Genomic DNA, 22,627 nt, shown 5'->3' on the forward strand with positions numbered 1-22,627 from the left:
GACGGTCCTTTCGGTCATGCGGCGGCAGCGACGGCTGCGCGGAGACGGTCGATGACGTCGGCGAGGGCCTCCCGGCCGCCGACATTGCCGGGGAACACCACATAGGGGACGCCGAGCACGTCCTCGGGTGCGTCCTCAGCGGTGAAGAGGCTGATCTGGCCGGGGAAGAACTGACCGGCCACGGTGGCCCGACGGATGCCGAGTCCGGATGCCGCCACCTCATGGGAAGTGATGCCGCCCTTGGCGACGACCCACGCGGGGCGGGCCGGCCGTACGCCCTGCACAACAGCGACCACGGCGTCGGAGACGCTCCGCGCGATCGCCAGGGACTCCTCCTTCGAATCGGTGGAGACCAGGGTGCGGCTGGTGTAGACCACGCAGTCGGAGCCGTCCAGCCCGGAGCGGATCGCGGCGATCGTCTCCTCCAGGTGCCGGTCGCGGCGCTCAGGATCCAGCAGCGCCTCCACATCCAGTTCGAACTCGGTGAGGGCGCCGCGCTGCTGCACCACTTCCAGCTGCTGAGTCGTCAGCCCCACATGGGACCCGACCACGACCAGGCCGTGCTCACCTCGACCGGACGCCACCGGCAGATCGGCTTCGCCGAGCACCACAGCACTCGACTGGCCGGCCAGCGGCCGCACGAACGACGGGCCGCAGCGAGTGACGAACACGCGCCCGTCGGCCTGCAGGCGCCGAACGGCCTCCGCCACCACATCCATGTCGCTGTACTCGGTCGCGTTGACCACCACCCAGGTGCGCGAGCGCGCCCCAGCGAGGATCTCCACCACCTTCTCGACCCCGCCCTCGCGGATGTCGTCCAGCGAGATGGAGAGGACGTCCTCGGCGTTCACTGCGCCGCCGGAGCGCTCCTGCAGGAACGCCCGAAGGTCCGAGTTCGAATACCCGAACGTGGCGTCACGGGCGAAGTCCGTGTCCTCCACGCGGCGCGCCTCGCCATCGACCACGGCGAAGTGGACATCGCCCTCGGTGAACCGGCCCGCCTCGATCATCGCGGGGCAGAACAGGAACGCGTCCACCTCGATGCCCTTCTCGGCAAGGGCATCGGCGATCGCCTCCGGCTCCGCGATCACGTGCCCCCGCAGCGTCGAATCCGAACGGGAGATGACATGCAGGCCCGACGGGTCCTCCAGGCGGTCCAGCACGCCGCCCACGATGCGGTGGTTCAGCGCGACGGCGTCCCCTTCATCGAGGGCACGGGAATTGGTGAGCACGAAGCACGTGCCGGACCCGTCGGCCAGCAGATCTGCGGGGATCGCCGGATCGAGGTTGAACGCGGCCGAGACACCCGCCACGCACTGCGACCCCGTCGGGTCATCATCCAACACGAGCAGGCGGGGCTGAACAGGCAGCGATGCAGACAATGCAGTCTCCTTACGCAGGGGTGGGGTCAGCCGACGACGGCCAGCAGCGCCCAGAGGACCAGGGCGACAGCGAAGCCGGCGAGGGACATCAGGGTCACGGTGACGGTGTAGGACTTCAGAGCGGTGGAGGTCGAGACGCCGAAGTAGCGGCTCCACACCCAGAACAGGGAGTCGTTGACATGGCTGAACGCCATCGAACCGATGCCGATTGTGACGGTGACCAGGGCGATCTGCGGGGCCGAAAGCCCCATGCTGGCGGTCATCGGCAGGATCAGCGGCGCCGTGGTCAGGGTGGCGACGGTCGCGGAGCCCTGCGCGGCACGGATCATCGCTGCGAGCAGCCACGCCAGCACGAGGATCGGCAGGCCGGTGGAGGTGAGCAGGTCGGCGACGGCGTCGGCCACACCGGTCGCGGTGAGGACCGCGCCGAAGGTGCCGCCGGCGCCGGTGATGAGGATGACCGCTGCGGTAGCGGGCAGGGCCGCGGCGAGGACCTCTTCGAGGCGGGACACGGACCAGCCGCGGGCGAAGCCGAGGGTGATGGACGCGAACAGCACTCCGATCAGCAGGGCGATCGGGGAGTTGCCGATGAAGGCGAGGAGGTCCGCGATCGGGTCACCCTCGTCCATGAACAGAGCGGAGACGGTGCCGGCCATGATGAGCGCGAGCGGCAGCAGGATGGCCGCGAGGACCATGCCGACCGACGGGTCAGCGGCACGGGCGGATGCGCCGTCGGTGCCGTCGGTGTCATCGGCAGCGGCGCCGGACAGCTCGGCGTGCAGCTCAGGAACCGGGGAGAACACGCGCTTGGCGATCACGGAGGAGAGCCACTGGCCGACCAGCCACATGACGATCGAGGGGATCAGACCGATGACCAGGACGAGGCCGACGTCGGCCTTCATGACCTCGGCGCCGCCGACGATGCCGGGGTGCGGCGGCAGAACGACGTGGACCGTCAGGAGTGCGGCAACCGTCGGCAGGGCGTAGGCCAGCATGTTCACGCGGCCGCTCATGCGGCGGGCGACGGCCAGCACGATCGGGACGAGCACGATGGTGGCGACATCCACGAACACGGGGATGCCGAACAGGAAGGATGCGGCACCGAGGGCGAGTGGTGCGCGCTTCTCGCCGACTGCTCGTTCGAGGGCAGCTGCGAGGACGCGGGCGCCGCCGGAGATGTCGACGATCGCGCCGAGCATGGCGCCGAGGGTGACGATCAGGGCCACGCCCCCGAGGGTGCCTCCCATGCCGTCCTTGAGGAGGGGCACGACCTCGCGAAGGGGGATGCCCGCCACCAGCGCCAGGGCGACCGAGACCAGGAGAAGCGCCAGGAAGGGATGGGTGCGGGCCTTGATGATCAGGACCAGGATGGCGAGCACGGACGCGAGTCCGAGCAGCACGAGCACTGTGGGTGACATAGAAATCCTCGTTGATTCCATAGGGATCGCGGTGCTGGCGATCGGGATGTGTGCGGGGGAGAAGACCCCCGCGCCTATCAGATATCTGACAACTTAGGGCGCGGAGGGTAGTCTGTCAACGTCCCGGTTGATCCAGCAGAGCAGCCAGAAAGTGGAGACGTCGATGAAGACCGCCGACCGCGCGCTGCGCGGCATCCTCCAACGCATCGCCGACGGCACCTACCCGATCAAAGCCGAACTGCCCCCGGAGAGCGACATCGCCGCCGAGCTCGGCATGTCCCGCCTCTCGGTCCGTGAAGCCATGAGGGAGCTCATCGCCGACGGAGTCATCGCCGCCAAACAGGGACGCCGCCACCGCATCGCCCCCACCATTCACTGGTCGGTCCGCTCACGCGAACTCGCGACCACGGTCGCCGCGCTCGAGGGCGGCTCGCAGCGGCTGGTCGATGAACTGCTGGAAGCCAGGCAGGTCCTCGAAGTGGAGATCTGCCGCCTCGCCGCCACTCGCATCACCGATGAACAGCTCGAGCAGATGCAGCAGCAGGTGGACATCATGGAGTCGACCCGCGACTCACTCGATGAAGCCGACATCGCCGCCAACGTGGCCGCTGATCTGGTCTTCCACCAGGTGATCGTGGACGCGGCCAGGAACCGCTTCCTCGCCACCGGCATGCGCCCACTGGCCGACATGCTCTTCGCAGTGCGCGAGCAGACCTCCCGGAGCGCGGAGGTCCGCACCGACGCTCTGCACCACCATCGACAGATCCTCGCGGCGCTCACCGACCGCGACCCCGGCGCAGCGGCGGACGCCATGGCCGCCCACATGGACCAGACGATGGAGGCGAGCCACGGGCTCAGTCTCAGTTGACGCGGGATCCCGTCGGCCCCGGCTCTCGCTGTCCCTCGTTCCGGCCCCGCGCCGCCAGCTCACCCCCCCCCCTTGTACGCGACTATTCGAAGGAGACTCATGCACGTTCTCATCACCGGCGGAGCCGGATTCCTCGGCACGATGCTCACCCAGGAGCTGCTCGACCAGACCGATGCCGGGCGGCTGGACGTGGGCGGCCGCGGCGGCGTCACCGCCATCACCAGCCTCGACATGGCGCCGAGCCGAGTGGATGATGCGCGGGTGCGCTCTGTCGTCGGCGACCTCAACGACCCGGGCGACCTCGCTGACGCCCTCACCGGCGGGGCCGACGTCATCGTCCACCTCGCGGCGGTCCTCTCCGGCGGTTCCGAGCAGGACTTCGACCTCGCGGACCGCGTCAACATCGACGGCACTCGTGCTCTCCTCGACGCCGCTCGCCGTCAGAGCGCCGAGACCGGTGCCGCTGCGCGGTTCGTGTTCACCAGTTCCCTCGCCGTGTTCGGCGGAGACGTGCCCGGCACAGTGCCGGAGCACTGGGCCGCCCAGCCCGAATCCACCTACGGCGCGCACAAGGCGATCGGCGAACTGCTGGTCAACGAGTACGGGCGCAAGGGGTTCGTGGATGCGCGCATCTGCCGCCTCCCCACCATCTCTGTGCGCCCCGGCCGGCCGAACTCGGCCGCGTCCTCGTTCGCCAGCGGCATCATCCGCGAACCGCTGAACGGCGAAGTCGCGCCCCTGCCGGTCCCGCAGGACACGCGCCTGTGGCTGTCCTCCCCGCGTGTTGTGGTGCGCAACCTCGTGCGGGCCATCGCCATCGACGGGGCCGTTCTCGATGAATCCGCGAAGGGGCCATGGCGCGTGATGAACCTGCCGGGCATCACCGTCACGGTCGCCGAGATGCTCACCGCGCTCGAAGCGGTCGCCGGTCCAGAGGCCCGCGCCCTTGTGCGCGACGAACCGGATGCGGCGGTCGCCGCGATCGTCACCAGCTGGCCCGGGGCGTTCGATGTGGAGCGCCTGCGCGGGCTCGGCTTCGAGGCCGACGAGTCCGTCGAGGACATGGTGCGGCAGTACCGCGACGACTTCTGCGCCTGAGAGCGCCGGCGCTTCGACTCCGTGTCCGCGCGCTGAGCCGCGCCTCGCCCGCCGTCACCCGTCGGCGAGGAGGTCCTGGTACTCGGGGTGCCGGTCGATCCACCCGGCCACGAACGGGCAGGCGGGGTTGACGCGGTGTCCGTCGGCGCGGATCGCGTCGAGCGCGGCGCGGACGAGAGCGGATCCCACGCCCTGCCCCTCGAATTCGGGGTCCACCTCGGTATGGGGGATGGTGACGATGCCGCCGGGGGAGAGGCGGTAGTCGGCGAACCCGGCGAGGCGGTCGTCGAGGTGCGCTTCGAAGCGTGAGCGCTGCTGGTTGTCGGTGACGATCGGGGCGGCCATGGGTCCTCCTGGAGGTCGCTGGGCAGGTCCCACTTTAAATGTCGCACCCCTCTTCTAGGCTGGATGCATCACGCCCAGCCAGGGTCCTCGCCGGTCGCGCCGGCCGGGCTCCCGGCGGAGAAGAAGGGGATGAACATGCAGGTCAGGTTCGGGTGGACGCTCGATGGTGCGCCGTGGGCGCCGCGGATTGCGGCGGAGGGTGCGCGTGCGGATCTGACGCTGGGCCCACGCGGTCTGATCGAGCTGCTGCAGGTGCGGTTGGGTCTCGCGCATCCACCGGTGGCGCCGTCGGTGCGGGTCGCGCAGTACCGGTCGGCGATGCAGGTCGCGGACCATCACTGGTTCCGTGAGTCGTTCGCGGTGGATCCGTGGAACACGGCGGCGCATGTGCTGGCGCTGCGGGATGCCGCGATCGAGGCGGGGTGGGACGCTTCTCGTCCCCAGGACCCGTCGGTGCTGCCGCGCCTGGATGCGCTGGCGGCGATCGAAACGCAGATTCAGGTGGGTCCGGACGGTGCGGAAGGGACCACGCTCGTGCCGGGTGCCGCGGATGATCTGCGGGATGTGCTCTCTCACCTGACGGACCTGTCGGCGTCGGCTGCGGCGTGGCCGCTGGGGATCGACGTGATTCGCGTGCAGGAGCCGGTGGCGGAGCTGCCAGGCCTGTTCCCGGAGGTGTTCGCGCAGCTCACAGCGCTGGGAGTCGAGGTGGTGGATGCCGAGGTGGAGACCGAGGGGAATGGGCCGACGGGCGCCGCCACCGGCACGGTCCCGCGCCTGCGGATCATCGAGGCGCCGGAGGAGTTCAGCGCGGCGGAGGCCTGCGCGCGGGTCTTGGCGGATGTCGCTGAAGCGTCGGACGGGGAGGGCCCGTCGGCCGCGGCGGTGCTGGTGGGGGCACCCACGATCCTCCTCGATCACGAACTGGGCCGACGGGGCCTGCCGACCCTCGGCGCGGCGGATGCGTCCCGCAGCCGGCTCACGGGGCAGCTGCTGCCGCTGTTCCTGTCGATCATCCGGCCGCAGCTGGACGTGTACGACCTCGCGGCGTTCCTCGACTTCACCATCACCTGCACGGATGAGGACGGCGCCCTGATGCGGGTGGGGATTCTGCCGGCACCGGTGCGTCGGGCGCTGCTGGGGGCGCTCGAAAAGGAGCCCGGTGTGCAGCCCGCTGCTGCCGCGGGGTCCGCGGGAGCCTCAGCCCCTGGGGCCGGCGATGACGCCGCTGACGCCGACGACATGACCGCGTGGGACCGCGCCATCGCGGGCCTGGAACCGACGCACGCGCAGATCGCGCGGGACCTCACCGCGCTGCTCCAACCGGACGAGGAGGCGTACGGCGGAGGCGGCACCGTCAACACGGACCTGCTGACCGCCCGCCTCACCTGGCTGAACGACCGCCTCACCGCGCTCGGCCGCAGCGACGGCGCACGGGAGGCCGCGCAGCAGATCCGCGGCCACCTCGACCTGTTCACCCGCCTGCTGGATGACACCACGAGCGACCCGACCGGCGGCAGGCGCCCCATCATGGAGAGGGAACTCGCGGACATCGTGGCCGCGTCGGCCCCCAGCACCCGGTCCAGCCTCACCACCCGCACCGCATCCGCCTGGACCGTCCTCACCGACCCGGCGCACCTCGACCCCGCACCCGGCACCCACCTCATCTGGTGGTCCGGGATCGACGACACCCGGCCCACCCCCACCATCTGGGACCCGGCCGAAGCCGCCGAACTCACCCGCGCCGGCGCCCGCATCACCCCCGTGGAACAGGTCGCCGCGCTCCAGGTGGCGGGCCGTCTCACCGCCCTGCGCGCCTACGAGCAGATCACCGTGGTGATCCCGAAGCGCCGCGCCGGGGAGGCCATCGCGATCCACCCGTTGCTGTCTCACCTCGCGCTCGACATCGCCGCCCACGACCGCGAACTCCACGGGCGCGACGTCGACAAGGTCCTCACCCATCCCAACATCCGCACCACCGCCGCGGACCAGGCCCGCGCCCTCCTCGACACCGGCCGCGCCACCCTGCCCGAGCTGCAGATCCCGACGCCGCCCACCACGCTCGAGCGCACCCTCCCCGGGGAGGGGAGCACCTGCTGCCGCGTCGGCTCTCCTTCACCCAGATCGACACCCTGCTGTCCGACAACCTCACCTGGGTGCTGAAATACGGGTACGGCATCCGCCGCGGCCACATCGCCGAAGTGCCCGCCGGCAGCCGCATGATCGGCTCCTTCATCCACGCGGTCGTGGAGACCCTGGTGAAGCGCGGATCCGTCGGCCCCCAGCAGGTGCCCACCGAGGACACCATCACCGCCGTGTTCGATGAGCTCGCGCCCCGCTTCGCCAGCCCGCTCACCCTCCCCGGAGCCCGCGCCGAACGCGAGTCCGTACGCCGCAGCACCGTCGACGCGCTGAGCACTCTGTTCGGCACCCTCGCCGAGCAGGACATTGCGATCCGCGGCGTCGAAGAACCGTTCCATGTTCCCCTCGACCTCGCCATCACCCGGCCGGGCGAAACCGCAGAGCACCGCACCTCGGAGCTGATCGGCTCCATCGACCTCAGCGCGCGCGACCGGGGCGGCGACCCCGTCGTCATCGACCTGAAATGGACCCGTGCCGTCCGCTACTACCGCGACCTCGTCACCACCTCCCGCGCGCTGCAGCTCGCCACCTACCTGCACGCCCTCTCCCGCGAAGAGGGCTGCTCACCGGCCGACGGGTACGGCACCGCTGGGTACTTCCTGCTCGAACCCGGTGAGTTCATCAGCGACGACCCCCGTATCGGCGACCTACCGGCCGGGCCCGATACCCACCCGGAACTGTTCGCGAAGATGCGCGCCACCCTCGACCTCGAACTGTCCCGCATCGCTGCTGGTGACATCGGGTCCGACGCCGCCGACCTCGCCATCGCCACCGGACGCATCGGCGACTCCAGCTCGAGGACCCGCAAGGAGCATGCTGATGCCGTCGGCCTGCGGGACGCCGCTGCGGCCGAGGACGGTCGCCTGTTCCACGACCACCGCTTCGACTTCAACGACTTCACGCTGATCACCGGCCTGACGGGGGACTTCACATGAACCGCACACTCATCACCGCGTCCGCCGGCTCCGGCAAGACCTACACCCTTACCGAACGCATCGCCGCGCGCCTCGCCCCCGAGGACGGCAGTGAGGCGGTCAGCCCGTCCGGCATCATCGCCACCACGTTCACCAAACGCGCCGCCGCTGAGATCACCGAACGGCTCCAGCAGAAACTGCTCGACCGCGGCATGGTCGATGAGGCCGGTGAGATCTCCACCGCCCTCATCGGCACCGTCAACTCGGTCGCCGGCCGCATCGTCACGGACTACGCCATCGACACGGGCCTCTCACCCGAGCTGCGGATCCTCGACGAGCACGCCAGCGATGCCGCATTCCAAGCCGCGATCGACACCCGCATCGCCGAAGCGGAGGGCCGGCACATGCCGATGCTGCGCCGCCTGCGCCACAACGGCGACCCCGCCGACGACCGCCCCGCCTACATGCAGACCGAGATCGCGTGGGCAGCGCTCGTCAAACAGGTGGCGGACAGGGCCCGCGCCAACAACCTCACGGCCGAGCAGGTTCGAAACGCGGCCGACGCCTCCTGGGCTGAACTCGAAGCGCAGCTCAACCGCATCGCCCCCGTTGCCGACGAGGACGCCCGCGCCGAGTGGATGCGCATGTTCGACACCTGCCTCGACACCGTCCGCGCCGACGCCGCCGCCTGCGAGGACCCCGACGGGCCGCCCAGCCACTGGCCATCCGACGGCGCGAAGCTCAACTCCCGCTCCGTTGCCAACGTCGTCGGCTCCGTGCCGAGCCTGGAGGCGTACCGCCGCCGCACCCTGAAGGACGGCCGCGACCTCGACGCCGTGCCGTGGGCGGCATGGGCGAAGGCCGCCACCGGGAAAGTGCCCGCAGCCGCGGGTGGGAAAGCACCCGGCACCCGCATCGTCGCCGCGTTCGAACCGCTCACGGCACTGATCACCCCGGTCACATTCGAGGACATCGAGGACGGCCCATCCACGCAGGCGGCCGACGGGGGCCTCTTCTCCAACCCGGCGCTGCGCGACGACCTGCGCGCCCTCGTGGACCTCGTGTTCCACACCGCCGCGGACTCCCTCGACGCCTACCGGGAGCACAAGCGCGCCCTCGGCGTCATGGACTACGTGGACCAGGAAGTCCTCGCCCTCGAGCTCATCACCGACAACCGGCGAGTCCGCGACTCCCTCGCCGCACGGTTCCAGATGCTCGCCGTGGACGAATTCCAGGACACGTCCCCCATCCAGCTCGCCCTGTTCCTCGCCCTCGGGGAGCTCGTGGACCACGTGCTGTGGGTCGGTGACCGCAAACAGTCCATCTACGGGTTCCGCGGCGCCGCCCCCGACCTGATGGAAGCGGCCGTGGACGCCGGCGTGATCGGCGCGGCCAAGCCGCTGCGCTACTCCTACCGTTCCACGCTCGGCCCGCTCAGCGTCTCCAACGCCCTGTTCTCCGCCCTGTTCCACGACCAGCCGCAGGCTGACGTCACCCTCGACGTGCCCGACTCCCGCCAGAACATCCAGCACCTCGGCGGGGCCGAGTTCTGGACGTTCGAGAAGGAAGAGGCATCGCGGATGTCGAACGCGGTCGTCACCGCCGGCATCGCGAATGGTGTCGCGGACCTGCTGGAGCGCACCCCCGAGATCGATGGTGAGGCCGTGCGGCCGCGGAACGTGGCGGTGCTGGTGCGCGCGAACGCGCAGATCCCCGAGCTGGTGGCGGCGCTGGAGCAGCGGGGCGTCCCCGCGACCGGATCCGCCCAGAGCGTGCTCAGCACCCGCGAAGGGCAGGTGCTGCGGGCCGGTCTCGCGTCGCTGCTGGACGCGGAGGACACCCTCGCCCTCATCGAACTGGTGACCCTGCTGCCGGACCATGCCGCGCACACCACCTGGTTCACGGACCTCGGTACCGCCCGCGGGGAGGACGGCCCGGAGGATCGGCCCGGGGCGGGTGATCGTCGTGCCCGCCGTGAGGTGTTCCGCCGCATGCAGGACGACCCGACCCTCGCCGCGCTGGGGCGGCTGCGCACCGCAGCGTCCGGCCTCACCCCGCACGAGCTCATCCTCGCTCTGATCGACGCGCTCGACCTGCCGCAGCGCATCAAATCGTGGACCTCCCCAGACGTCCGCCTGGAGACCCTCGACGTGTTCCGCCGCCTCGCCGCCGACTACGAGGAACGACAGGAAGCGGAGAACGCGCCGCTCAGCATCACCGGGCTCATCGCCCACATCGACGCCGAAGCGGACAACATCGAACCCACCTCCGATGCGGACGCCGTCCTCGTCACCACCGTCCACCAGGCGAAGGGCCTCGGCTGGAAGGTGGTGGTGTCGGTCCTGCCGGATCAGAAGGACCACCGCCGCGATGCGATCACCGTGATCCCGCGCGGCCCGTCCGAGTTCGACGCTCACCATCCCCTGGAGGGTCGACGCCTCCAGTACCTGCCGGAGGTTCCCGGTCTTGGGCTGCTGGAGGACGTCATCGCCGCGAGCGAAGCCGGGAAGCGTGCCGCGGCGGCGGCACGGGAAGAGGCGAAGCGCGTGCAGTACGTGTCACTGACCCGCTCGAAGTTCATCACCGTCCTCACTGCCGCCAGTGACGACCTGACGAAAACAGTGCTGGGCTCCCTCGACGACGCCGTCGACGTCACCCTCACCGGGGACGAGGCAGGGGAGCGGAAGACACCGGCACCGCGGCGGCTCACCGTTCAGGGGCCGACTGGTCCCGACGGGGAGCCCCGGTCAGGGAGTGCAGTGGTGGAGCATCGCGTGTTCACGGACTCCACGGCCCGCGTCGGTGGGGGAGGCGCGGCGCGGTCCGCGATCGCCGCAGCCGACCTCCCGGAACGCCTCGGTCCCGCCCCGGCGCCCCTGCCGGCCCGGATCACCGCCAGCAGCGTCCCCTCGGACGGCGTCGACGCCGATGTCCGCATCGTGGCGAGCCTCGGCGACGCCCTCATCTCCTCGGGTGATGAGCGGTGGGAGCTCGTCGGCGAAGCGGTCCACGCGTACCTCGCCGCGCCGTACGCGCAGCTCGAGCAGGGGCAGCGGGTGGCGCTCGCGGAGCGGGTCCACCACCGGTGGCTGTCCGCGCATCCGCGCGCTGCCGCGAAAGTGACCCCGCACCACTTGATGTCTGCGGGTCAGCGATGGGCGGACTGGTGCGATCGTGAATTTCCCGGCGCCCACACGGCGACGGAGCAGCCGCTCGCGTGGTGGAGCGCCGAGCAGCAGGAGATGGAGGGCTGGATGGATGCCCTGCTCACCCTCCCCGACGGCCGCACGATCGTGGTGGACCACAAGACGTTCCCGAACGAAGAGCCGTCGGCGATCATCCAGCACATCCGGGAGAGTCACCTCGGGCAGATGGCGACCTACGCCCGTGCGCTGGAGGAGACCACGGGGGTGCGGCCGTCGCGGCTCCTGATCCACCTGCCGCTCAGCGGAACCGTCGCCGAGGTGATAGTGCGGTGAGCCAGATGAACGACTCCGGAGGCGCGGCGCCCTCGGTGACGCCTCCTATCAATGAACCGGGCCTCCCGACCGGCGCCACTGTCCGTCCGGCGACGGACGCGGATGTGCACGTCGTTGCCGACGCGTTTCCGGACATGCAGCCGGATCGGTGGCGGGGCGGCGACAACCGCCGCTCCTTCGCTGCCCTCGCCGACGGACACGTGGTCGGACATTGTCGCGGGATCGACAACGTGTTCCACCCCGGCACTCGCACCCTGGTGTTCGAGATCGATGACGCGCACCGCGGCACTGATTTGGAGGATCAGCTGCTCGCCGCACAGATCGCGGTGTCCACGGTCCCGCTGACGGTGAAGCTCACCCGCGACACCCCCGCCATGACCGCGCTCAGCGCACGGCATAGGGGTTTCGCGTACCAGCTCTGCCCGCCGTGGGCGTATGTCGTCGGCCCGGAGATGCGCGCCTGGGCTGCCCGACACATCGCTGCCCACCGGGCCCCCACTGCGGGGGATTCGCAGGCGCTCGCGCAGCTCGAAGCCGAGCACTACGCGGCCCAGCATGCCGCGTGGAACCCGTCGGCCCCCATCGACACGATGCTCGACGCGTTCGCCGAAGACCACGACCCGGACGCGCCCGGGTATGACCGCGACCGCAGCGTCGTGATCGAACGGGACGGCAGGGTCGTTGCCGCCGCGCTCGTCTGGCCCGGCAGCAACGCCGTTCCCGACCTCGACCTCACCGGTGAGGCAGAAGAGGGCGGCAGAGAAGTCACGCTCCTGTCCAACCCGTACGACTCACCCGCGGCATGGCGCGACAAAGCAGCCTGCATCGCCGCCGTCGTTGAGCGCTCGGCCGATGGGGACCGCCTGCTGATCGACTCCCACGCCACACAGCGGGGCGAGATCGCGCTGATGGGAAACGTTCCGGGGCTTGACCCCGCGCATGATGACGAATGGACCGCGCTCGTCGCGATCCCCGCCGGAACCGGCGCGAACGCGCAGGTCCGCCCACTGCCCGCGGACGCGCTGCCAGCGGACCTGTCGGCCGCCGGGCTCACCTGGGCGCGGCCCCTGCTCACCTGACCCGTGCCCATCCGGGTCTTGCCCACGGTCCACTAGATTGCTAGCATACTAGTCATGGTGGCGCAGAAGAAGGACCAGCCTGGGGCCGAAGCACCCAGCAAGGACGACCCGAAGAAGCAGTTCAACGTCTACCTGCCGGCGTCACTGATCAAAGAGATCAAGTTCGCCGCCATCGATGACCAGAACTCCCTGTCGTCCTTCGTCGAAAAAGCGATGCGCGACTACCTCACAAGGAGCCGACCATGACCCACCTCAGCCCCATCCGATTCACAGCGGCACCCGCAGCAGTCGCCGACTTCTACACACTGCTCGGCCTGCGTGAATACACTGCCGAAGCATCCGACGGGTGGCGCCCCATGCTCGGCGGCCCCCAGCCCGGCCGGCTCAACATCCATCACGCCGACGAGGCTCGCGGTGACGCCCACCTCCATGCCGTCGACCTGCACCTCGACACCGACGAGGGTGAATCGCTCGAAGCGCTGCACCGGGCACTGCAGGACGCCGGGCATGAGCCCGGCCCCATCATTGACGAAACTTTCGGCCGGTTCTTCCGCGCCGTCGATCCCGACGGGTACACCGTGCAGGTCAACGACACCGACCACGAACTCCAGTCCCGCCAGTACACCCTCGGCCAGTAGGCGCCGCTGTCGAAGCCTGGCCCCTCGGCTCAGCAGTGCCCAAGTCGCAGCCCAGGCGGGCCTGCGTTCACTGCAGCGGGATCTCGCCCGTCTCGCCGTCCCCGCGCGGACCGACGATGCGGCGCTCGTCCTCGCTGATCGGCACGTCGTTGATGCTGGCTTCGCGGCGCTCCATGAACCCGTCGGCGTTGAACTGCCAGTTCTCGTTGCCGTAGGAGCGCCACCACTGGCCGTCCGCGTCATGCCACTCGTACTGGAAACGGACGGCGATGCGGTTCTCCGTGAATGCCCACAGGGACTTGCGCAGCGCGTACTCCTGCTCCTTCTCCCACTTCCGGGTCAGGAACTCCACGATGGCCTCGCGTCCGGTGATGAACTCGTCCCGGTTCCGCCACTGCGAATCCGGGGTGTAGGCGAGAGCGACCTTGTGCGGGTCGCGCGTGTTCCACGCATCCTCCGCGGCCTGGACCTTCTTCGCGGCCGTCTCGGCGGTGAACGGCGGCAGCGGCGGCTTCTGATCGGACATGACTGCTCCTCCTCGAACATTCGTGAGCGTCGCCCGCGGCCTGCGCCGCGGGTCACCCCGAGTGTCCCGAGTTCACCTGGGCACCACCTGCCCGGCGCCCCTGCTTCCCCGCCCAGCGCAAGAAGCTTCAGCAGAACGACGCACGTCTGGCGCGCCTCGTGCGTGCGGCATTCTGCTCAATTTCGACCGGGGAGGGGCATGCGACCACGCACCCACCACCCGCAGACCGTAGGCTGGAAGGATGGCTGAGAACCCTGCCCTGCCCGTGATCGACCACACGCACCTGCAGCGGCGCTTCGGCGACACGGTGCTGGAGCGCGCGGAAGGACTGATCCGCCGCGGCCAGGTCCTCCACGCCGACTGGTCGCCGGAGAACGGCTCCATCGACGCCATGGTCCAGGGGACCGATCCTCAGCCCTACAGCCAGACCATCAAACTGCGCCGCGCCGCCGGCGACCCTTCCCGCTGGAGCGTCACACTCGCGCACTGCAGCTGCCCCGTCCGCCTCGACTGCAAGCACAGTGCGGCGGTCCTCCTCGACATCGCCCGGGACGCCGCCGCTCTCGCTGCCGCTGACCGCCTCCGCGGCGGATCCGCCGACACCACAACCGGCACCCGCCCCGCCGGCACCACCCGGCACGCCGGGCGCACCGAACACGCTGGGCACGTCGATCACCCGGAGCACGCTGAGCGGCCCGCCACCCCGGAGTGGCGCACCGCCCTGTCCTCCCTGCTGCGGGACGAGCCGCGCGAGCAGGAGCAGCCGACCCCACTGGCGATCGGCTTCGAGCTCGATGCCGAGAAGATCGACAAGCGCCCCTTCGAATGGGGGCAGGAGCCGGCCGCAGCGGAGCACATCGCCGCTGGCAAGCCCCTGTTCGTGAAGATTCGGCCGCTGAAGGCCGGCAAGCGCAACAACTGGGTGCGCTCCGGGCTGTCCTGGCGTACCTTCGAGTTCCGGATGCGCAGCCTCGGCTACGTCCCCGAGCAGGCCGATGCGCTCCACCGCATCTTCGCCGCCGCCGAATCCGAACGCTCCCACGTGTCCGGCACCGTGGAGCACCTGTGGCTGAACTCCATCAACACCGACATGCTGTGGGAGGCGCTGCACCGCGCGCGCGAGGCGGGCGTGGCGTTCGTCGGCCTCGGCTCGGTGAAGGACGTGGAGCTCGCGGACCGCGCCGCCGTGGACCTGCGGCTCTCCCGCCCCGGCAAGGAGGGGGCCGACGGGTCCGCCGCGCCCGATGAACCCGGCGACCTCGCGCTGCGTCCCGTGCTCACCATGGACGGTGAGGAGATGGAGATCGGCCGAGCCCTCGGCGCGCACGGCGCTGTCGCGATCACGCACATGACGCGGGCGAAGCAGCCGAAGTTCTCCATCCGGATCGGCGGGATGAACGAGCCGATCCCCACCCAGCTGCAGAACCTCCTCGCGCGCCCGGAACCGCTGGTGATCCCGGCGGAGGACCGTGACATGTTCCTGCTGGAGGCGTACCCGCGGCTGCAGCGCACCGTTCCCGTCACCACCCGCGATGACTCGATCGATCTGCCGCAGATCCGGCCGGCCACCCTGGAGCTGACCGCCTCGTACGGCAAGGAGGACTCCCTCAACCTGGACTGGGCGTGGCGCTACCACGACCCGGAGCGGACTCTGCCGATGAACCAGCAGGTGGGGACGCGCCGCACCATCGAGCATGAGGATGCGGTGCTGGCTCAGGTGCGGATGCTGTGGCCCACCGCCGGCGGCACTGCCACGGAGCGTCTGCATGGCGTGGACACCGCCGAGTTCACCACCACGGTCCTCGACCAGCTGATGGAGATGGACTTCGTTGAGGTGCGGATCACCGGCACCCGCCACGCCTACCGCGAACTGGATGACGCCCCGCATGTGCGCGTCACGCAGACCGAGTCACCGGGGAAGAACGACTGGTTCGATCTCGGCTTCCACATCACCATCGACGGCCGCGACATCCCGTTCCCCACCCTGTTCGTGGCGCTGGCGAAGGGCCAGTCGAAGGTGCTGATGCCGGACAAGACGTTCTTCTCCCTGGAACGGCCCGAATTCGATGCGCTGCGCGAACTCATCCAGTCCGGTGAGCAGATGCAGGAGTGGGAGCCGGATGTTCAGCGGATCTCCCGCTACCAGATGGACCTCTGGGATGACATCGAAGCGGTCGCGCAGGAGGCGGAGACGGCGGCGACCTGGGATGCGGCCGTCGGCCGGCTGCGCACCCTCACGGACCTGGAGGACGTGCCTGCCCCCGACGGGCTGAACGCGCAGCTGCGGCCGTACCAGCGTGACGGGCTGACCTGGCTGGCCTTCCTGTGGCGGCACGGCCTCGGCGGCATCCTCGCCGACGACATGGGGCTCGGCAAGACCCTGCAGGCGCTCGCCCTCATCGCCCACGCGCGCGAGCGGCAGGCTGCCGGTGACGAACCCGTCGGCGGCGCAGGCCCCGTCGGCGCGCCCAGCGGGGGAGGGGCCGACGGGTCCGCGCATTCCCCGGGTGCCGCCTCCCGCCCGTTCCTCGTGGTCGCCCCCAGTTCGGTGCTCGGGGTGTGGCAGGAGGAGGCGGCGCGCTTCACGCCGGGTCTGCGGGTCGGTGTCATCGACCAGACGCGCCGTGCCCGCGGCACCTGGGTGGAGGACGAGGCCGACGGCTTCGACATCCTCATCACGAGCTACACGATCCTGCGGATCGACGCCGATGACTTCGCCCGCCTCGACTATGACGGCGTGATCTTCGACGAGGCGCAGTTCGTGAAGAACCGCGCCTCGCGCGTCCACCAAGCGGCGGCGCGGCTGCAGGCGCCGTTCCGCCTCGCGATCACCGGCACCCCGATGGAGAACTCGCTCGCCGACCTGTGGTCTCTGCTGTCGCTGACGGCGACGGGCCTGTTTCCGTCCCCGATCACGTTCCGGGAGCAGTTCACGAAGCCGATCGAGTCGGGGGAGCATCCGGAGCGGATGGATGTGCTGCGCCGACGGATCCGGCCCTTCATGCTGCGCCGCACGAAGGAATTGGTGGCGAAGGATCTGCCGGCCAAGCAGGAGCAGGTGCTGAGTGTGGAGCTGGAGAAGCAGCATCGGAAGCTGTACGACTCGGTTCTGCAGCGGGAGCGCAAGAAGGTGCTCGGGCTGCTGGATGACATCGACAAGAACCGGTTCATCGTGTTCCGGTCGCTGACGCTGCTGCGGATGTTGGCGCTGGACCCGGGGATCGTGGATGAGACGGAGCATGAGGGCGTGGAGTCCTCGAAGCTGAATTCGCTGTTCGAGCATCTGGAGGAGGTGCTGTCGGAGGGGCACCGGGTGCTGGTGTTCAGCCAGTTCACGTCGTTCCTGCGGCGCGTGGCCGGCCAGTTGGAGCAGCGTGGGGTCGCGTTCTCGTATTTGGATGGGTCCACCCGCAACCGCGGTGGTGTGATCGAGGAGTTCCGTGAGGGCGCGAACCCGGTGTTCCTGATTTCGTTGAAGGCGGGCGGTTTCGGATTGACGCTGACGGAGGCGGACTACGTGTTCCTGCTGGATCCGTGGTGGAACCCGGCGGCGGAGGCGCAGGCGGTGGACCGTGCGCACCGCATCGGGCAGCAGCGCAACGTGATGGTGTACCGGATGGTTGCGCAGGACACGATCGAGGAGAAGGTGCTGCAGCTGCAGCAGAAGAAGGCGGCATTGTTCTCCTCCCTGACCGACGGCGGCGATGCCTTCGCCGAGACCCTCAGCGCTGACGACATCCGCGGCCTGCTGGAGGGCTGAGCCGGGGGACCCTGCCGCCGCTACAGTTGAGCGATGAGCATCCCCGAGGACCACGGACCTCTCTACGCGGTCGTCACCTCCGACGACCGCGAGCACCTGGCGCGGCTGCTCGCCTCGTTCCCGGACTATGCACGGCGCGTCGGCGGCCTGCGGGCTGACGGAACCGTCGACGGCGACTCCGCCGCACGCGACGTGCTGGAGACCCTGCCGCCGGGGGTGGATGCGACGGCGAAGAATCTGCGCGGCCTCTGGGGGCCGGCACCCGTCGGCCCCTCCGTGCATCCCGACCGGGAAGCCTTCGCCGGGCGCCCCACTCCCTCCACTCACCCGGCCGCGGGCCTGTCCGGCATGGGCCTGATAGCCGTGGCCGACGTGATCCGCGGCTGGCCCACCGACTCCACCGCGTTCATCGGGATCCTGTTCGTGCACGGTGAGCAGCAGGGCCGCGGCCTCGGTGCCGCGTTCTACCGGCGCGTGGAGAAGGAGATCTCCCGCTGGGACGAGATCGACCGGATCGAGCTGCGGATCGTGGCGACGAACGCGGACGCCGCAGAGCCGTTCTGGCGGCGCATGGGCTTCGAGCCGACGGGGGAGACCAGCCCGTTCGAGCGAGGCGAACCAGGCGAGGCGGGGCATGTGAGCAGCACGTCGGCCCGCTGGGCGAAGGATCTGCCCCGCCGCTGATTGTCGTCAGGAACCAGGAACGTCGGCTGGGGAGTGTCGGAGCAGGCCCGGGACACCATCGAAAGCCCGGTCCGCCGAAACTATTTCATTGAATCCAGCGAGGAACGCCGTTGCCGCGTGGACGGCATCGCGGCCCCCAATTCGGCCAGCCGACGACAGCTCAACTGACTTGCGAAGAACTGCCTGGTCGAACGAATGCCAGAGCACAAGTCTGTCAACGATGCGGAACTCCTGAGCTGCCTGAGCGCCGCCCACACGGCGCATACGGTGGAACAGGAACTCCTGCCCCGCCTCAACGCTTGCGTGCAGGGTGACACGGCTTTCGCCTGCCGCCCCTAACAGTATGTGGCTCGGTTCGCGCATCGGATGGGGGCCTCCGACAGCATGGAGGAGCACTGTTGAGTCGATGAAAAGCGAGGTCACCAGCGATCCGCCTTCGCGATGAGCTCTGCGTCCATCTCGTCGCGGACGCTTTCGACTTCGCCTGCAGCCACAGGAGGCTCGGAGTCATCATTACTGGCGGTCAGAGCGAGCAGTTCGCGCGCTGCCTGTGCGCGCACTTCCACCGCATCCGTTGCGAATGATGCGTCGATGGCGTCGCGGACCACCGCGGACACAGAAGTTCCCTGCTCGGCGGCGCGCTCACGGAGCTGATCGAGCCGCTGCGCATCGAGAAGCAGTTGAAGACGGTGTTCCATAACGCTCATAGCCAGATCATACACATGCTCATGCTCATATGTGTTCGAGCTGATGGTCGCAGATCCGCCACAACGCTCCGTCACAGGCAGAAACATGGCCCCTCATCGCGTTCTCTAAGCGGCTTATGGTGAGGGGCATGACTCACAGCGACCCCTTCGACATTCCCCTGTCCGAACTGCGCCAGCGCCGCAGCATGAAATGGTCTGCGGTCGATGCCGACGTGCTCCCGCTGTGGATCGCTGAAATGGACGTGCGCCTGCCCGAACCGGTCCGCAGCGCCCTCCACCGCGCCATCGACCTCGGCGACACCGGCTACCCCGGCTCCCTGCCCGGATTCGCCGCTTCGTTCGCCGATTTCGCGCACCGCACCTGGGGCTGGGACATCGACCCGGGCCTCTGTCGCGGATTCCCCGACCTCGCGGCGTCCGGCCAGGCGCTGCTGCGCCACTTCGCCGGCGACGACGCCCGCGCCGTCATCACCCCGCCGGTGTACAACAACTTCTTCGCCTGGCTGCGCGCCGCCGGCATCACCGGGGTGGAGGTCCCCGTCGGCCCCGACGGCGTCCAGGACCTCGACGGCATCGAAGCCGCGTTCGCCGACGGCGTGCGGGTCGCCCTCATCTCCAACCCGCACAACCCCCTCGGCCGCATCTGGACCGACGCGGAACTGGAGCGCCTCGCCGACCTCGCCGCCCGCTACGACGCGTTCGTGATCGCCGATGAGATCCACGCGCCCGTCGTCCACCCCGGCCGCGCCTTCCGGCCCTTCCTCACCATCAGCGACGACGCCCGACGACGCGGCGTCGCCCTCCACTCGGCATCGAAGGGCTTCAACATCGCCGGCCTGAAGTCCTCCCTCCTCATCACCGCGGCCGACGGGCCCCACCTGCCCGACGAGCTCGACGGCTTCGCCGCCGTCGGCCACCTCGGCGCCCTCGCCAGCGAAGTCGCGTTCTCGCCTGCGTGTGATGACTGGTTCCAGACCGTCCGCGAGGGCATCGCCGCGCGCACCGCGCATGTGGCCAAGCGCGTCACCGAGGAGATCCCGGGCGCTCGCGCGGACGTGCCGGAGGCGAGCTACCTGGTGTGGGCGGACCTGCGCGAGCCCCTGGCTGCGGACCTTGCGGAGGGCCGGCGCGCCGGTGACGTGATCTGTGAGCGCGGCCGTGTGCAGTTCGCGGACGGTGAGGACTATGGGCGTGAGGGCCGCGGGTTCGTGCGGATCAACTGCGGGACGTTGTGGGAGGTGCTGGACGAGGCGATCGACCGTCTCGTCGCTGCGTGCCGCGGTGGCCGTTCCGCTGACTCCGCGCGTGTCGGCGCGGCCTCTCCTGCCGGCGCCGCAGCGGCCACCGTCGCCGCGCGCCGCTGATCGGGGCCGATTCTTCGTCCTATTCGGGATCCGGAGCGCGAAGAAGCCCGAATGCGGAGAAGGATCGGCTCAGCGCGCGGCCGGCTCCGCGGTGGTCACCTCACGGTCCTTGATCGCGCCGTACAGCGCCACGAGCAGGGCGATGAGGCCGCCGGTGATGAGCATGTGGCCGAGGCCCGCGATGCCGGGGATGGCGGCGGTGGTCATCTCCTCCGTCTTGCCCTGCAGGGTGAGAATTCCGCGGATCACCATCATGACGCTGGTGAGGAGGACACCGGCGTTGTACACCCAGAAGAACACGGTGAACGAGCGCCGGCCGGACAGGCGCAGAGAGGCGTCCAGGGCGATCATGATCAGCGCCATCAGCAGGCCGAGGGCCAGCAGGTGGGTGTGCACGGTGGACAGCTGGGACTTGACGCCGACGGCGTCGATCGACTTCGTGTACTCGCGGTAGAACAGGCCCGAGACCAGGCCGAGGATCGTGTACATGACTGCGGCAGCGTAGTTCTTCATCATGCCCGTCAGACTACGCATCGGGGCGCGGGGGCAGATCAATCGAACGGTTGAACCCGTCGGCCCCGCGCCGCCGGACCGCGTCCGGCCGCAGCCGGGCGTGCTGACGCTCCCGCCGTACACTGGCCGCATGCCCCACGCCACCGCACCCGCTCCCGCCCCCGAGCATCTGCCGCGCTTCCTCCCCGCCCCCACCGCGAGGGACCACAAGTACACGCGCGGCGTCCTCACCGTCGCCACCGGCTCCGCGCAGTTCCCCGGCGCGGCCCTGATCGGCACGGAGGCCGCGGCCCGGGTCGGCATCGGCATGGTGCGGTACGTCGGCGCGGAGTCCGTGGGCCGCCTCGTCCTGGCCCGCACTCCCGAGGTCGTCCTCGGCGAGGGCCGCTCGCAGGCCGTGGTCGCCGGGTCGGGGTGGGCCGTCCCGGCCGACGGAGCCGCTGCGCCCGACGGGTTCGAGACCGTTCTCGAGGCGTCCGGCCGCATCCCGCGCCCGGGCGAGGCGTCGAAGCCGCGGCCCCTGCCGCTGGTGCTGGACGCCGGCGCGATTCCCGCGATCGTCGGCGATGACCGCGTGGGCGACTGGGCGACTGTTCTCACCCCGCACGCCGGTGAAGCCGCGGACCTCCTCAGCGCGCTGCTGGACGCCGGCACGATCACCACGGAGCAGCTGACCGGCGCGGGCCTGTCACCGGTGTGCGCAGGCGCCGGCCCGGGCGACACCGCCCCAGGCGACTCACGCCCGGATCGCACCGCCGCGGACGGGACCGATACCGCCCCGATCACCGTGCCCCGCGCCGCGGTTGAGTCAGAGCCGCAGGCAGCGGCCGCGCTCCTCGCCGAAGCGACCGGCTCCACCGTGGTCCTCAAGGGCCACACCACGCACATCGCGACCCCGGAGCACGACGGCCCGATGGACTCCGCATTCACCGTCACCGCGCCCACCACGCGGCTCGCCACGGCCGGGTCGGGCGACGTGCTCGCGGCGATCATCGGCGCGCTGCTCGCGCTGAACTCCGACGAGATCCAGGAGGCGCGCGCCTACTTCGCGCCGGCGGCGCAGGAGATCATCGCGATGATCGCCGCCGCTGGCGTGGAGCTACACGGCCTGGCGGCGCTTCGGGCGTCGCAGGCACTCGCGGGAGGGGCAGCGCCGAACGGAGCAGAGCCGAACGAGCGGGCCGACGGGGACGCCCCCGCCGAACTTCCCTCCGCCGGAGCACCGATCCTCGCCGCGGACATCACCCGGTTCGTCCCGCAGGTCGTCGCCGAGAACACCCGTGCCTGACCCGGACCCCCGCGACACGCCCGGCCCGGCGGAACCGCTCGCGCCCACCTCATCGACATCCGCACCCCGTGGACCCGTGACACCGAGGGGCACGTTCCCGGCGGGATCGTGGTGGAGCACACCGTGCTGCTGTGGCGGCTCGACCCCGCGAGCCCGAACCGGATGGCGGGCGGTCCCGGCCCGGACGACCTCGTCATCGTCATGTGCAACGAGGGCTACCAGTCCACCCTCACCGCGGAGGCGCTGCGCCGCCTCGGGTTCTCCCGCGCCACCGACCTGGCCGACGGGTTCCGCGGCTATGCCGCCGCCGGACTGCCCACCGCGGCGCGCCCGACCCGGTACGTGACCTGACCTGCGGCTCATTCCCGGCCGGCCGCGTGACCTGACCGGCGCTGCCGGCGCGGCGTTCGACACACCGCCCG

Annotated in this window: 20 protein-coding genes; 13 read left to right on the forward strand and 7 right to left on the reverse strand. The window is 70.1% G+C overall.

Features of this window, described 5'->3' with window-relative positions; all coding sequences use genetic code 11:
- Positions 1-14: 14 nt before the first annotated feature.
- Positions 15-1,382: a four-carbon acid sugar kinase family protein gene (locus tag R3I40_RS10655; protein ID WP_285261680.1), complete on the reverse strand. Its 1,368-nt coding sequence runs from the start codon at positions 1,380-1,382 to the stop codon at positions 15-17.
- A 26-nt stretch (positions 1,383-1,408) separates the two neighbouring features.
- Entirely contained in the window at positions 1,409-2,800 is a 1,392-nt protein-coding gene (locus R3I40_RS10660) for a GntT/GntP/DsdX family permease (protein WP_285261679.1), read from the reverse strand.
- Positions 2,801-2,963: 163 nt separating this feature from the next.
- Between R3I40_RS10660 and R3I40_RS10665 the strand changes: the two genes are divergently transcribed.
- Positions 2,964-3,668: a FadR/GntR family transcriptional regulator gene (locus R3I40_RS10665; protein WP_183377058.1), complete on the forward strand. Its 705-nt coding sequence runs from the start codon at positions 2,964-2,966 to the stop codon at positions 3,666-3,668.
- A gap of 99 nt (positions 3,669-3,767) precedes the next feature.
- Positions 3,768-4,766, forward strand: a complete 999-nt coding sequence (denD, locus tag R3I40_RS10670) for a D-erythronate dehydrogenase (protein WP_285261678.1) — start codon at positions 3,768-3,770, stop codon at positions 4,764-4,766.
- Between the two features lie 54 nt (positions 4,767-4,820).
- On the opposite strand, the gene R3I40_RS10675 is transcribed toward denD, so the two are convergent.
- Positions 4,821-5,111 carry a GNAT family N-acetyltransferase gene (locus R3I40_RS10675; protein WP_183377056.1) on the reverse strand — a complete coding sequence of 97 codons (291 nt, stop codon included), beginning with the start codon at positions 5,109-5,111 and terminating at the stop codon, positions 4,821-4,823.
- Positions 5,112-5,246: 135 nt separating this feature from the next.
- Between R3I40_RS10675 and R3I40_RS10680 the strand changes: the two genes are divergently transcribed.
- From R3I40_RS10680 to R3I40_RS10705, 6 genes are read left to right on the forward strand one after another with little or no spacing between them, the layout of a single operon-like run.
- On the forward strand, positions 5,247-7,274 hold the full coding sequence (locus tag R3I40_RS10680; RefSeq protein ID WP_317699986.1) for a hypothetical protein: 2,028 nt from the start codon (positions 5,247-5,249) through the stop codon (positions 7,272-7,274).
- A complete protein-coding gene (locus tag R3I40_RS10685; protein ID WP_317699987.1) occupies positions 7,268-8,188 on the forward strand; it encodes a PD-(D/E)XK nuclease family protein in 921 nt (306 codons plus the stop codon). Before R3I40_RS10680 ends, R3I40_RS10685 begins: the two co-directional genes overlap by 7 nt.
- Positions 8,185-11,646 (forward strand): UvrD-helicase domain-containing protein, encoded by a 3,462-nt coding sequence (locus R3I40_RS10690; protein WP_285261676.1) that lies wholly within the window; start codon positions 8,185-8,187, stop codon positions 11,644-11,646. The genes R3I40_RS10685 and R3I40_RS10690 overlap by 4 nt, the downstream gene beginning before the upstream one ends.
- Positions 11,643-12,725: a GNAT family N-acetyltransferase gene (locus R3I40_RS10695; protein ID WP_285261675.1), complete on the forward strand. Its 1,083-nt coding sequence runs from the start codon at positions 11,643-11,645 to the stop codon at positions 12,723-12,725. Before R3I40_RS10690 ends, R3I40_RS10695 begins: the two co-directional genes overlap by 4 nt.
- Positions 12,726-12,779: 54 nt before the next feature.
- A complete protein-coding gene (locus R3I40_RS10700) occupies positions 12,780-12,971 on the forward strand; it encodes a ribbon-helix-helix domain-containing protein (protein WP_183377052.1) in 192 nt (63 codons plus the stop codon).
- Positions 12,968-13,363 (forward strand): VOC family protein, encoded by a 396-nt coding sequence (locus R3I40_RS10705; RefSeq protein WP_183377051.1) that lies wholly within the window; start codon positions 12,968-12,970, stop codon positions 13,361-13,363. Before R3I40_RS10700 ends, R3I40_RS10705 begins: the two co-directional genes overlap by 4 nt.
- A gap of 67 nt (positions 13,364-13,430) precedes the next feature.
- Here the strand turns inward: R3I40_RS10705 and R3I40_RS10710 are convergent, their stop codons facing one another.
- Positions 13,431-13,889 (reverse strand): nuclear transport factor 2 family protein, encoded by a 459-nt coding sequence (locus R3I40_RS10710; RefSeq protein WP_183377050.1) that lies wholly within the window; start codon positions 13,887-13,889, stop codon positions 13,431-13,433.
- 241 nt (positions 13,890-14,130) lie between these two features.
- On the opposite strand from R3I40_RS10710, the gene R3I40_RS10715 reads away from it, so the two are divergent.
- A complete protein-coding gene (locus tag R3I40_RS10715) occupies positions 14,131-17,649 on the forward strand; it encodes a DEAD/DEAH box helicase (protein WP_285261674.1) in 3,519 nt (1,172 codons plus the stop codon).
- 33 nt (positions 17,650-17,682) lie between these two features.
- Positions 17,683-18,333: a GNAT family N-acetyltransferase gene (locus R3I40_RS10720; RefSeq protein ID WP_285261673.1), complete on the forward strand. Its 651-nt coding sequence runs from the start codon at positions 17,683-17,685 to the stop codon at positions 18,331-18,333.
- Positions 18,334-18,339: 6 nt separating this feature from the next.
- Here R3I40_RS10720 and R3I40_RS10725 read toward each other — a convergent pair whose 3' ends face one another.
- Together R3I40_RS10725 and R3I40_RS10730 are read right to left on the reverse strand one after the other, a co-directional pair.
- A complete protein-coding gene (locus R3I40_RS10725) occupies positions 18,340-18,696 on the reverse strand; it encodes a type II toxin-antitoxin system VapC family toxin (RefSeq protein ID WP_317700144.1) in 357 nt (118 codons plus the stop codon).
- A gap of 56 nt (positions 18,697-18,752) precedes the next feature.
- Positions 18,753-19,055 (reverse strand): hypothetical protein, encoded by a 303-nt coding sequence (locus R3I40_RS10730; RefSeq protein ID WP_285261671.1) that lies wholly within the window; start codon positions 19,053-19,055, stop codon positions 18,753-18,755.
- 113 nt (positions 19,056-19,168) lie between these two features.
- Between R3I40_RS10730 and R3I40_RS10735 the strand changes: the two genes are divergently transcribed.
- A complete protein-coding gene (locus tag R3I40_RS10735; protein ID WP_317699988.1) occupies positions 19,169-20,404 on the forward strand; it encodes a MalY/PatB family protein in 1,236 nt (411 codons plus the stop codon).
- Between the two features lie 69 nt (positions 20,405-20,473).
- On the opposite strand, the gene R3I40_RS10740 is transcribed toward R3I40_RS10735, so the two are convergent.
- On the reverse strand, positions 20,474-20,920 hold the full coding sequence (locus R3I40_RS10740) for a DUF2871 domain-containing protein (protein ID WP_183377045.1): 447 nt from the start codon (positions 20,918-20,920) through the stop codon (positions 20,474-20,476).
- 127 nt (positions 20,921-21,047) lie between these two features.
- Between R3I40_RS10740 and R3I40_RS10745 the strand changes: the two genes are divergently transcribed.
- Positions 21,048-22,205: an ADP-dependent NAD(P)H-hydrate dehydratase gene (locus R3I40_RS10745; RefSeq protein ID WP_285261669.1), complete on the forward strand. Its 1,158-nt coding sequence runs from the start codon at positions 21,048-21,050 to the stop codon at positions 22,203-22,205.
- 57 nt (positions 22,206-22,262) lie between these two features.
- Positions 22,263-22,556, forward strand: a complete 294-nt coding sequence (locus R3I40_RS10750) for a rhodanese-like domain-containing protein (RefSeq protein WP_317700145.1) — start codon at positions 22,263-22,265, stop codon at positions 22,554-22,556.
- Positions 22,557-22,627 lie beyond the last annotated feature (71 nt).

The organism is Helcobacillus massiliensis (assembly GCF_033106145.1).
Lineage (GTDB): Bacteria > Actinomycetota > Actinomycetes > Actinomycetales > Dermabacteraceae > Helcobacillus > Helcobacillus massiliensis.